The sequence below is a fragment of the Actinomyces timonensis DSM 23838 genome (assembly GCF_000295095.1).
Taxonomy (GTDB): domain Bacteria; phylum Actinomycetota; class Actinomycetes; order Actinomycetales; family Actinomycetaceae; genus Actinomyces; species Actinomyces timonensis.
On the sequence record NZ_JH806632.1, the window covers coordinates 1,102,054 to 1,113,209 of the forward strand.

General features: G+C 74.2%; 10 protein-coding genes. 1 reads left to right on the forward strand and 9 read right to left on the reverse strand.

What is annotated here, in order from left to right:
• Positions 1-10: 10 nt before the first annotated feature.
• The 8 genes from A1QA_RS0104905 to A1QA_RS0104940 all read right to left on the reverse strand — a co-directional run bounded on the left by A1QA_RS0104905 (position 11) and on the right by A1QA_RS0104940 (position 9,792).
• On the reverse strand, positions 11-913 hold the full coding sequence (locus A1QA_RS0104905; RefSeq protein ID WP_017177808.1) for a thiopeptide-type bacteriocin biosynthesis protein: 903 nt from the start codon (positions 911-913) through the stop codon (positions 11-13).
• Positions 910-3,582: a lantibiotic dehydratase gene (locus A1QA_RS0104910; protein ID WP_244266061.1), complete on the reverse strand. Its 2,673-nt coding sequence runs from the start codon at positions 3,580-3,582 to the stop codon at positions 910-912. Before A1QA_RS0104910 ends, A1QA_RS0104905 begins: the two co-directional genes overlap by 4 nt.
• On the reverse strand, positions 3,579-4,766 hold the full coding sequence (locus A1QA_RS0104915) for a PqqD family protein (protein WP_017177810.1): 1,188 nt from the start codon (positions 4,764-4,766) through the stop codon (positions 3,579-3,581). Before A1QA_RS0104915 ends, A1QA_RS0104910 begins: the two co-directional genes overlap by 4 nt.
• 102 nt (positions 4,767-4,868) lie before the next feature.
• On the reverse strand, positions 4,869-5,066 hold the full coding sequence (locus A1QA_RS0104920; protein WP_017177811.1) for a thiocillin family RiPP: 198 nt from the start codon (positions 5,064-5,066) through the stop codon (positions 4,869-4,871).
• A gap of 141 nt (positions 5,067-5,207) precedes the next feature.
• Positions 5,208-5,930 (reverse strand): nitroreductase family protein, encoded by a 723-nt coding sequence (locus A1QA_RS0104925; protein ID WP_017177812.1) that lies wholly within the window; start codon positions 5,928-5,930, stop codon positions 5,208-5,210.
• On the reverse strand, positions 5,920-7,764 hold the full coding sequence (locus A1QA_RS0104930) for a hypothetical protein (RefSeq protein WP_017177813.1): 1,845 nt from the start codon (positions 7,762-7,764) through the stop codon (positions 5,920-5,922). The genes A1QA_RS0104925 and A1QA_RS0104930 overlap by 11 nt, the downstream gene beginning before the upstream one ends.
• Positions 7,765-8,409 carry a TOMM precursor leader peptide-binding protein gene (locus A1QA_RS0104935; protein ID WP_017177814.1) on the reverse strand — a complete coding sequence of 215 codons (645 nt, stop codon included), beginning with the start codon at positions 8,407-8,409 and terminating at the stop codon, positions 7,765-7,767.
• Between the two features lie 36 nt (positions 8,410-8,445).
• Positions 8,446-9,792: a YcaO-like family protein gene (locus A1QA_RS0104940; RefSeq protein WP_017177815.1), complete on the reverse strand. Its 1,347-nt coding sequence runs from the start codon at positions 9,790-9,792 to the stop codon at positions 8,446-8,448.
• A 386-nt stretch (positions 9,793-10,178) separates the two neighbouring features.
• On the opposite strand from A1QA_RS0104940, the gene A1QA_RS0104950 reads away from it, so the two are divergent.
• Positions 10,179-10,880, forward strand: coding sequence for a response regulator transcription factor (locus A1QA_RS0104950; RefSeq protein ID WP_017177817.1), 702 nt, complete (start codon positions 10,179-10,181; stop codon positions 10,878-10,880).
• 91 nt (positions 10,881-10,971) lie between these two features.
• On the opposite strand, the gene A1QA_RS0104955 is transcribed toward A1QA_RS0104950, so the two are convergent.
• Positions 10,972-11,156 (reverse strand): hypothetical protein (locus A1QA_RS0104955; RefSeq protein ID WP_017177818.1); only part of this gene is annotated, 185 nt, incomplete at its 5' end.

An 11,156-nucleotide genomic window follows, 5' to 3' on the forward strand; every position in this document is an offset into this window, starting at 1 on the left:
CAGTGTCCGTTCAGGCCCCGGCGAGGAGGTAGCGGGCGGCCAGTCCCGCCACCGCCTCCTCAGCCGGGTTGAGGCCGAGGCGGTTGACGTCGATGTGGAGCAGGTCGATCGCGCGGCGCCACTCGTCCCCCGCGCTCATGCGGCCGACGGCGAGGGCGGCGTCCTCGGCCAGCGCGTCCAGGGAGGCCACCATCTCGGGAGCCAGGGGCCCGCTCGGGCCAGCGGCGGCGAGGACACCGCCGACCATCTCCTCCAGGCCCGCCCCGCCGCGCAACTCGGCGGGCAGGCGGGACCCCCAGGCGCGCAGGTGGGCGGCGAGCAGGCCCGACGCCGTAGTGGCTTCCCCGGCACCCCCTTCCCCCGCCGGGGCTGCCCCGAGCGCGTGCCAGCCCGCAGCACCGGGGCGCGCGATCGCCGTCGCCGCCCGGGCGAGGTAGTGAGCCGCGAGCGCGGCGCGTGCCTCGGACCGGGGCACCTCCCAGACCCGCTGCTCCAGGCACCACCGGCTGGCGGCGTCGAAATGCGCCTCGGCGGCCTCCACGCCGCCAGGCCCCCCGTACTTCGCGTACTCGGGGCCGTAGACCGCGAGGGCCACGCCCGCGCGCCCCGCCTCCGCGCTGGTGAGCGGGTCGGGGACGAGCCGGGGCAGCACGCGCGCCTCCGACTCCCGGCAGGCCCGGTCGAGGGGGGCGAGCCCGGCCGCGAGCTGGTCGAGGACGTCGGGCGCGGCCTTGACGCGCAGCCGCAGGTGGTGGCCGCGCAGGTCGACGAAGCGCAGGAGATGCGCCGAGTCGATCTCCCATCGCTCCCGCGCCGCCCCCAGCCACGCGGCGACGGCGGGCAGGAGGGCGTCGGTGTCATCCCCGCCGGGGCAGTAGAGGCGGGCGTAGAGCCAATCGCGGTCCTCTCTCATCGCGCGCTCCTCTCCCCGGGGGCCAGCGTGCCCGCCGGCCCGCTCCCGGCCCCGCCCTTGGGCCACTGGAAGCCGACCAGGTACTCGAGCGTCGTCGCCTCCCCACCGCCCGTGGCGCCGGCGAGCTCGTCGCGGGCGGGCAGCGCCTCCACGAGGGAGAGGTGCTCGGCGTCAGGGCTGATCCACCCGCGCAGCGCCATGAGGGAGACCGGCGAGCGAAAGTCCACGTAGCGCGGCTTGTGCTCGTCGAAGGTGGCGCCCTGGTTGGGCATGAGCTGGTGGGCGTAGACCTCGGCGGGCAGCCCCCAGGCCTCGCGCAGCCGCGCGATACTCACCAGGGTTGCCGTCATGTCGCGCTCCAGCAGGTCGGTGAGCTCGTGGGCGGGGAAGGTCCAGGACTCGCGCCGCGTGACGAGGCGCCCGTCGACGGCGCGCGGCTCGTGGGTGAGCTCGTCGGCGGGCGGGCCCGCGGTTCCCCGCCGTCGGCTGATCCAGTGATCGGCCATCGGGGGGAGGCGGGACCACGGGTCGGCCAGGAGCGCCAGCCAGGCGAGGTAGCCGCCAAGGCGGTGCTGGGGGGTGAGGCCCAGGTAGGAGATGCCCACCGGCCCGTCGCGATCGGCCAGGAAGAGCGTGGCGGTGGCGGGGTCGTGGACGAGGCGCAGCTCGTCGAGGCCGACGGCGCCCGGCGAGCCGGGGTCGCCCGGCAGGCGCAGCGCGGGGAGCATCCCGCAGGAGACGGCCTGACCGGTGTTGCACTCGGTGGCGGCCTGGATCTCCAGGAGCCGCTCGGTCCCCCAGGCGGCGCGCAGGGCGCGGGCCAGGTGCTCGCGGTAGTCCTCGCCGAGGAGGCGGTGGAAGCGGGCCTGGAGGGCGCCGTTGCCGTTGGTGAAGGCGTTGACGACGGTGAGGCCGCCGCCGCTGCCCCACGCAGTGGGTCCCGTGGCGACTGGCTGGAGGAATGCCCCGAGGTGGCGGGGGGAGGCGGAAGCGCCGCCGGGCAGGCCGGCCCGCTCCGGGCTGGGGCCGCTCGTGAAGTCCTGGGCGGCGGTGGCCAGCATCTCGGCGTCGCCGTCGGGGGCGTGGGCGAGGGTGAGGAGGAAGGCGAGGGGGTCCTCGCAGATCCCGCCGCTGCCGAAGACGGCGACGAAGCGCTCGACGAGAAGCTCGTAGAGGTGGGAGCGCGTCACCCAGGGGTCGGCAAGGTGGGCCAGGCGCGCGCAGTCGGCCCCGAAGGCCTCGTCGCGCGACGGATCGGGCCAGGCGAGCGGGGACTCGCGGTCCTCGTAGAGGAGGCCGCTGGGGCGCTCGCCGAGCTCGCCGTCGTCGAAGACGCGCTGGGCGATGGCGGCGGCCCGGCCCAGGAGCTCGGCGCGCTCAGGGCCCGCGGCCCTCCCGACGGCGTCGCCCAGGCCCGCCAGCCAGGCCAGGTCCTCCCCCCAGGCCTCGCGCTGGGAGGGGGACAGCGCCGCCAGGAGCGCGGGGAAGGGGTTCTCGCCGCGCTGCCAGGGGACGTGGACGCGCACCGCCCCGGAGTCGAGGAGGCGGGTCAGGCGCAGCCCGGCGTCGCGGGCCTCCAGCCGGGCGGCGGCCTCGCGGATGGTCATGGGCGCTGGTGGGGCTGGGCGGGCGGCACCCTCCGTAGGCCCCTCCTCTGCCACCCCGGGCGCTGGGGCGCCGAGGACCGCTGGGACCCAGGTGGCGGGGGCGACCTGCTCGCGGCGGAAGACCATGCCGTTGGCGTAGTCGTACTCGGGCAGGGCGGTCAGGGGGATGGAGGCAGACGCGGTCGCCTCCCCAGCGGCATCACCTCCCCCGGTCCGCCCAGCGCCCGGGCCGATGGGCGCCACGGCCTCGCGCACCGGCAGGGGCTCCAGCTCGATGCCGCTGGCGGGGTCGAGCTCGCGCGCCAGGGCCATGAGGATCCCATGGGCGAGGTGGACGGCGAGCATCCGGTACCCGCGCCCGGTGGGAAGGCCCGGCCCTCCCCCGGCCGCGCTCCCCTGCGCCCTCGGCCCCGCGCCGAGCGAGACGGTCGTCAGCCCGGAGAAGGGGCTGGTCTTGAGGGCCGCGCGCGTGGCGAGGGTGTAGAGGCTGCGGGCCACGCGATCGTCGCCCAGCCGCGCCCCCCGCTGCGCCAGGGTGGACACGAGCCCGGGGGCGGCCACGGCAAGGGACTCCAGGTAGCCCGGCTCGTCCAGGCCCTCGGCGAGCACCGACCTGCTGGCCTCGAGGTCCGCGGCCACGGCCTCCTCGAGCCGGGCATAGGCGCCGTCGCGCTGGGCGAGCATCGCGTCCCACTCATCGACGCCGTCGGCCAGCTCCGGGGGCATCGCGGCGCGCGCCCGGTCGTCCAGGGCGCTCGGCCGGCCCTGGAAGATGCGGCGCTTGGCCGCCAGGACGGCGCGCCTCTCAGGGCGCTCGAGGGCGGGGATGAGCTCGTAGAGCGGGTCGAGCAGAGCCTCGCCCACCGGCTCCAGCGCGGCGCAGCGGCGCAGGTAGTCCTCCAGCGCCGTCGTCAGGGCGGGAGTGGGGCGGGGGATGGCGCGCTCGGGCAGGCCGCCGACGCGCACGAGGGTCGGCAGCAGAAGCACCCGGGGCCGGGGCGTCTGGGCCGCGGCAGGGCCCTGGGCAGCTGGCGCCGCTGGGGAGATCGGGGCAGCGGTCATGCGAGAAGGCCTCTCACCAGGTTGAATAGGAGGACGCTCATCCAGGTCAGGCTCATCACCATGATGGTGATGCCGAGCAGGGAGGACAGCAGGCCGTAGAGGAAGTAGCCCCAGCGGGCGGATCGGCGCATGACCGCCAGGGCCGGGGGCAGCGGGACGCGCCTGAGGGCGCAGCGCAGCACAAGCATCGAGCGGCCGCGAAGGTTGACCGAGCCGGTGAGGGCTTCGATGGCGGCCACGCCGTCGGACTGGGTGAGCGGGTTGGAGTTGGTGAAGAGCATGGTGAGCTGGAAGGCGCACAGGGTGAGCGCGACCTGCCGGGCCTGGCCCGCGCTCGATGCCGCGACGGCCGCCTCGATGCCGCACACGACGCCGTCGGAGCACATGCCCGCGATGGCGAGCATGGCCAGCCCCAGGCGGGAGCGCACCCGGTAGGAGTCGGTGCGGTCGACGTAGGCGATGGGCATCACCCAGAACATGAGCGCGACGCCGAGGCCCCGCACGGGCGGCCCGAGCCAGCCGGCGACGATCGCGTGCCAGGACTCGTGCCCGACGATGCTCACGAGCTGGATGGCGACGGCGATGATGAACACGGAGATGGGCGGGCGCGCGCCGCCGGCGAGGTTCAGCAGCGCGAGGGCGCCCGCGGCGTAGCCGGCGGCGGCGGCCAGGATGAAGACGACGGCGAGGCTGCGGGCGGGCAGGTGGCGCAGGAGGCGGACGATGGGGGCGACCACCCGGTGGTAGCCCCGGCAGAGCATGAAGCGGGGCAGGAGCCAGCCACCGCTCCAGCGCGATGGGTGGACCTTGACGTGCCGGCCCTGGTGGAGGGGGGCGATGTGGCGGCCGTGGACGAACCGGGGGCGGCGCTCGGGATGGGGGCGTGGGGCGACGAGGGGGGCGCCGGGGGCAGCGGAGGCCACACTGACCAGCTGCTTGCCCCGCAGGGACTCGACGAGGCCGTTGATGCGCTGGGCGCCGGCGTCGTCGATCTTCTGGGGGAGCTGCTCGATGATGGTGGGCAGGCTCCTGCGCCCGTCGAACTGGCCGACGATGAAGGCAGCGGCGGCGCCGAGCCGGTGGTACTTGCCCGAGTCGGAGTCGAAGAGCATGGGCTGGTTGTCCATGCCGACGATCAGGGACACGCCCTGGCGCAGCCGGGGGATGTCGGTAGTGGCCGTCATCGTGGGCTCCTGCCTCCCTCAGGTGGTCGCGACGGGTGCGTGGGATCGGGGAGCGGTGGCGGCCGGAGGACGAAAACCCTCCGACCGCCACCGCGCGCGTCCTCAGCAGGACGTGGTCGAGGCACAGGCGGCGCAGGCCTCCGTCGAGGCGCTGGCGGCGCAGCCCGAGGTCGAGGCACAGGCGGCGCAGGCCGGGCACGAGGCGCTGGCGCTGGAGAAGGCGCAACCCAGGGCGTTGCCCTCGGGGAGCTCCTCAACGCCGAAGTCACTGTCGGCGAGCGTGAGGTCGATCGTGGTCATATGCTGTTCACCTCCTTCACATGAACTGGCTGGTGTAGGAGCAGGCCCGCGAGGGCCTGATGAGGGGGCTGGTCTGGCAGGACCGGCCCCCTCGCCCCGTCATGGGGCGCTTGGGGCGCGGCGCACGGGGCGCCGCGGTCTCTATCCGGGCGGCGAGGCCACCGTGACGGCGAACATCTGGTGGCGGCTCACGCCGTCGGAGTCGAGCAGGTGGCGCACCGCGGAGGTCGAGAAGCCGGCGAAGACGGTCCCGGCCAGTCCGCGGGCGATGGAGCGCAGGTGCAGGGAGTAGATGAGGGCGGCGGCGCGCCCCATGACGAAGCGGTAGCCGTGGGCCCCTCCCCAGGAGTCGGCCTCGTCGAGGCTGGCGGCCGCGGAGATGATGGCGCCCGCGCGGGCGAACTCCTTCTGCACGGCCATGCCCTCGACCTCCTCCGGGCTGGGCAGGGGGCGCAGGCGCTCGACGGCGTGCGGGGCGCCGTCGTCGCCTCCCGCCTGGGCGCTGATCCGGTAGATCCCGGGCTCGGCGCCGCTGGGGCGCAGGAGGAGGACGAAGATCTCCAGGGACCCGACGGCGGCCTCCTCCCCCCAGGTGGCCACGTCCTCATCGAGGGCGGCGGCGATATCGGCGAAGAGGGCGGCCGCCTCGATGGGCTCGGCGCCGTAGTCGGTGGTCGACGAGCGCCGCTCAAGGCTCGTGCGCAGGTCGCGCGAGTAGGGGCCGGCCTGCTCGATGGGGGCGCTGGCGAGCGCGGCCAGGGGGCGGCGCGGGCGGCGCTCGGCGAGCCCGTCGCTCGTCGGCGGCGTGGCGGGGTCGGGAAAACCGGCCACGATCTCGCGCAGGGTCTCGACGTCAGAGCGCATCGCTTCCTCCTGTCCTCGCTGCTCCCTCAGTCCCCCGGGCTCCCCCGGCCCCGTCGGGGAGCTCGACGACGGCGCACACCGGCTCTCGGGCGGGATCGGTGCCGATGAGCGCGGCGATCCCCTTCTCGTCCCAGCGGGAGCGCGCGCGGATCGGCAGCCCGAGGGCGCGGGCCACGAGGCGGATGACCTCGAAGGCGCAGCCGCAGTCCTGGACGGCCAGGCGCAGCGCGAAGGAGTAGTACTTCTGGGAGACCTTGTCGATATTGCCGGTCAGGACGACGCGGGTCGCGCTGCCGGCGGGCGCGGGCGGGCCGACGAGCGCGAGCTCGTGGTCCCTCTCGACGTACACGTAAGTGCCGGGGGCGAGGGCGGCAGAAGGCTGCTCGGGCACGAGCACGTAGGCGGTGACGGAGCCGATGTTGCCACCGGCGGCGGTCCAGCGGCGCAGTTTGGCGCCAAGATCAGTGCTGGCAGTGCCGTCAGAACCGCCCTCGGCGTTCGCGCCACGGCTGAGGGGCTCGCGCACCCCGGCCGCCAGGGCGAGGATCGTGGCGAGCTCAGTGGTGCTCACGCCGTCGGCGCGCGGTCCCTCCTCGCCCGCCCCAGAGGGCCAGGGGCGCTGGAGGAGGGCGAGGTCGGCGGCGGGCAGGGGCGCGCGCGGGCAGACGGGCCAATCGCGGAAGGCGTGCTGGAGGCGCAGGTTGGAGGGCTTGTAGTGCTGCTGGTGCCCCTTGGAGTCCACGAAGGCGGCGGGCGGGATGGCCACCGACTGCTCGTAGCGAGCGCCGACGGGCACCAACGGCGCCACCGGGGCGGCGTCCTCCCCCACCTGACTCTCCGGGCCTCCCCCGCTCACCGAGCACACCGGGCAGCCGGGCCGGCTGACGACGGGGATGTGGGTGCTGGCCAGGGTCACGAGGTCGGTGCGCCGCGAGTCGCCGGGCAGGTGGGTGACGGTGGCGCGCGCGATGACCGCGGCGATGCTCCTGGCCGCCAGGCCCATGGCGAGGTCCACCCGGGCCGGCCCCGGCGCCGGCCCGATCGGCGCCTCACCTGAGGTGGCGCAGTCCAGGCATGGGGAGAAGGCGGGGTCGATGTAGGGGCCCATGGTCACGGCATCGCGCTCGGCGCGCACGCGCAGCAGGGGCGTGCCGGTCTCCCAGCACTGCTCGGCGGCCCGCGCCACCGCCTCGCGCGCGCCATCGGTCTCAACGGCGACGACGAGCGTGTCCCCCGCCTGCGGGCCCTCGCCGGCCTGGGCGCGGAGGGTGGGGGCCAGCGCGCCGGCCAGGGCGCCGGCGAAGGCGGGGGCACCGCTGGCCCCGCCCGCCCCGACGATCCTCACGCGGGCGGCGGCCAGCCGCCGGGCGGCGTCCTGCCAGGAGTCATTGACACCGGTGGAGTCCCCGAGGCGGGACAGGAGGCAGATGAGCGCGGGGGCCGGCCAGGCGCCGTCGCCGGCCTGCGGCCCGGCCGTCGCGAGAGGCGCGAGCGCCCCCAGAGGCTCGGTGTCGCCCTCCTCGATGACCCCGCCGGTCCACAGCAGGGAGGCGGCGGCGAAGGCGGCCTCGGAGCCGATGCCGGTCGTCTCGCCGATCTCGTCGAGGGTGTGGGCGCCGTCGCAGGCCTCGATGTAGGCGCCCAGGTGCTCGCGGGCGAAGGCGCCGCCGAGGACCTGGCTCTTGCGGGCGCCATCGATGACCCAGGCCTCCTCGTCCCAGCGCAGGCGCAGGCCGCGCCGCAGGACGGGCTTGCGGGGGATCCGGAACTGGAGGTCGCGCTGGGCGGCCGCACCGACCTCGGAGGCGCGCATCGCGCTGCTGCTCGCCGCCATTCAGATCACCGTCCTGGAGGGGTTGGAGACAGTGGCGCGCAAGCGCGCCGGGAGGAGGACGGCGAGCTCGGACAGACCGTCGCGCGCGCCGTCGTAGCGCCCCGAGCAGGTGGGGCAGCGGTCGACGGCCGTGACCCGGGCACTGGAGGTGAGCCCGGTGACGAGCTCGACGGTCCACACGCGCCCGCCCGCCTCCTCGTGTGCCGCGCCGCCCTCGTCGAGCAGGCCGAGGGCCATCGAGATGAGGCCCACGCCGATGACCACGTGGTGCTCCGCGTAGCCCTGCTCCAGGGGCGCCAGCCCCTCGGGCAGGGGCCGGTAGCCGTGCTGGCGGCGCCGGCGGGTCGAGCAGCCGTTGCAGGGGGTGGCGCCGGGGATGACGAGCGGGCCGCAGCGCAGCTGGGTGGGGCTGAGCTCCAGGCCGATCGAGGGGATGCCCCGGGTGAAGGACTCGGCATCGAGGGCGGCGCGCAGGTCGTCGCGGTCGGCGTCGCAGATGAGGGCGAGGCGGTCGGCGTAGGGCAGCGAAGCGCCGAAGACCTCGTCGCGCACATCGAGGAGCGCGTCCTCCGGGCCCGCGAGGCGGTGGGCGACGGCGTGGCCGTAGTCGCCCTGGGCGAGGTAGGCCGTGGTCGGTGAGCTCATCGGGCGCCTCCTTCCGTGGCGTCGTGACTGGGGCCCTCAGGCGAAGGGCTGTTGGACGGGGTTGATGCCGGACTCGTCGTGGGCCGTCAGACCCATCGCCAGGGGGGCCTCGTAGAGGCGCGGGGTGGCGAGGTAGCGGGCGTAGTGGCTGAAGGACAGGGGCATGGCCTCGGGGATGAGCGCCTTGATGACGCGCATGCCGACCTGCCGGGCCTCGTCGGTGGTGAGGTCGACGACGATCGCCTCGGCCCCGGCCCGCTCCAGGCTGGCGACCACCTGCTCCAAGTCGTCAGGGCCGTGCCGTAGGGCGCCGATCCCGTCCAGCGCGTGGATGGGCCGCGGACCCGATAAGAGGAAGTCGAAGATGTGGCGCATGGAGGGGTCGGCGTCGGCCAATGCGCCTCCGACGACGGTGAGGTCGGCGCCCTTGACCTCCTCGAAGCGGGGGCTGCGCGCGTGGGAGCGCAGGGCGATGCGCAGGGAGGCGAGCTCGCGGTAGATCTTGGCCAGGGCGCGCTGGGGGTCGAGATCGCAGGTGGCGGCCACGACCTGCGCGAGCTCGGCGTCGGCCTCGGATGTCTGGACGGCGTAGAGGGTGGGCACGCCGTAGTCGGTGGTGGCGTCGAAGAGGCGCACCTCCAGTCCCGTGGAGGTGCCCATGCGGTGGTACTCGGCGGTGGTCTCGTCCAGCGCGCCCGGGTCGACGGCGACCTCGGGCAGCCGCAGCCGCTGGAGCCAGGTCAGGGCGATGGAGTCGCGCTCGATGACCTCCAGCAGGCCGCCGAGCACGGCGGCTCGCAGGTCGGAGTGGGCGGCGGTGCCGGTGGACACGGGGTTGGTGAAGCGCTCGGCGGGGGTCCTGATGGGGAAGTTGAGGTAGACGAGGAGGGCGGGGACGTAGACCTCGCGACCCCGGGTGAGGGACCAGCCGCGCACCCAGCGCAGGGGCAGGCGGCGGTCGGAGGGAATGAGGCCGCAGCGCGGGTCGGCGAGCTCGGCCTCGGAGCAGGCGGGCCAGCGCTCGGGGCCGATCGCGGCGTCCCCGAGGCCCGCGGCGGTGTCCCAGATGAGCTCGGAGTCGGTCCACGCGCAGCTCGAGTAGCGCTCGAGGGATTCGACGAGGGCGATATGGCGGGCGAGCTCGGGGTCGATGGCGCCGCCCGCGCCGTCGATGTTGCCCGACTCGGCCCGGTGGTTCCAGGTGCGCTGGGAGGCCAGGGACTGGGAGAGGTCGCCGAGGAGGCCGGTCCAGATCGAGTAGGCGGGCTCGCCGGGGGCCAGGGGCAGCTCCGCGGCGCGCGAGATGAGCCCATAGGGCGACTCCAGGGCCGCGGCGCGCGCCAATGAGGGCGCGACGGCCTCGCGCAGGGCGGAGCGGTACACGGAATCCTCCTCGGACACCTGTCAGGGACTCTTCACAATCCACGGCCACCCATTCAGGACTGGTTATGCCTGAATGTCGGGTCGCGGTGTCAGGAACAGCGCCTCCATCAGGGCTCGGCGACGCTGAACCAGGCCAGAGTCTGCCCGAGGCCGTGAGAGATCAGCCTCAGCCCTTCGTCTAGAGCGTCATCGCCCTCGAGTGGAGCGCGCTCATCCATTCGTCGCCGCGGGGTTCCGCCACGATCACCACGGATCATCGCGCGGGCGTAGGAGAACACGACACACACATATCCTCATTTGCGCAGTTCAAGCGGCTTATCTGGACTTTATGGGATATTCTCTGGCCATCCCTGATCCTGCTACCCCTGACCCGATGGAGAAGACTTATGCCCTCCAGGAGCCCCTCCGCCCAGAATCTGTCTGATCTGATCTCCGTCGTGCTTGTCGACGACGACGCCATGGCGCTGGCGCATCTTCAGTCCTACTTCTCTGATTCCACCGAGTTCGAGATCCGGCTCTCCACGGGCTCCGTCCATGAGGCGCTGCAATTCCTCCAGGCGCACCAGGTCGATGTCATCATCAGTGAAATCCATATTCACTCCGAGGAGATGGACGGCGTTGATATGACGCAGGAGGTCCTGCGAACCTGCCCGCAGACCCGGGTCATTCTGCTGACATCCCTCGACACCGACTCCGACCTCATGCGCGGCCTGGCCGCCGGCGCGAGCGGGTTCCTGCTCAAAAGCGCGCCACCCCAGGAGATCCTGGCCGCCGTGCGGGCCGTCCACTCCGGCGCCAAGGTCGTGGCGCCGGTGCCCACGGCCCGGCTCATCGACCACGCGCTGGCCTCCGTCCGCCAGGCCGATGGGAGCATCGAGCTGTCCGAAAGGGAGGCGGACGTCCTGCACCTGTTGTGCGAGGGCGCCTCCAATCGCGCTATCGCCGAGCGGCTGTCGATCGCCGAGGCGACGGTCAAGTCGCATATCTCGGTCCTCTTCACGAAGACCGGCACGAGCTCGCGCCTGGAGATGGTGGTGTGGGCGTTCCACCACGGCTACGCCTCGCAGGAGGCGCCCGCCGCGGGCTGACCGGCCCGGCGGTAGCGGTGCCGACGGCGCCATTCCTCCCGCGCGCCGCTGCCCTCTCACATGCTCCGGGCGCTGCAGCGCCCGGACGTTGTCAGCGCAGGACGCTGAAGATCAGGAAGATGAGCATGATGATGAAGCCGATGACGCTCGTCCCACTGCTCTGCGCCTTCTTGCCGCCGGGAGCCGGCCTGCCCGCGACCCGGGCCGGGCGGGGCTGAGGGCGGGCGCCGGGCACCACGCCCGGCGTGGCAGCGCCCCTGGGCATCGGGCGCATGG

What these genes read in the sequence shown, in the direction of transcription:
- A1QA_RS0104915 (WP_017177810.1), bottom strand. Translation starts at nt 4,766, where the DNA reads ATGACGGCCACTACCGACATCCCCCGGCTGCGCCAGGGCGTGTCCCTG.
- A1QA_RS0104925 (WP_017177812.1), bottom strand. Translation starts at nt 5,930, where the DNA reads ATGCGCTCTGACGTCGAGACCCTGCGCGAGATCGTGGCCGGTTTTCCC.
- A1QA_RS0104920 (WP_017177811.1), bottom strand. Translation starts at nt 5,066, where the DNA reads ATGACCACGATCGACCTCACGCTCGCCGACAGTGACTTCGGCGTTGAG.
- A1QA_RS0104950 (WP_017177817.1), top strand. Translation starts at nt 10,179, where the DNA reads ATGCCCTCCAGGAGCCCCTCCGCCCAGAATCTGTCTGATCTGATCTCC.
- A1QA_RS0104910 (WP_244266061.1), bottom strand. Translation starts at nt 3,582, where the DNA reads ATGACCGCTGCCCCGATCTCCCCAGCGGCGCCAGCTGCCCAGGGCCCT.
- A1QA_RS0104930 (WP_017177813.1), bottom strand. Translation starts at nt 7,764, where the DNA reads ATGGCGGCGAGCAGCAGCGCGATGCGCGCCTCCGAGGTCGGTGCGGCC.
- A1QA_RS0104905 (WP_017177808.1), bottom strand. Translation starts at nt 913, where the DNA reads ATGAGAGAGGACCGCGATTGGCTCTACGCCCGCCTCTACTGCCCCGGC.
- A1QA_RS0104935 (WP_017177814.1), bottom strand. Translation starts at nt 8,409, where the DNA reads ATGAGCTCACCGACCACGGCCTACCTCGCCCAGGGCGACTACGGCCAC.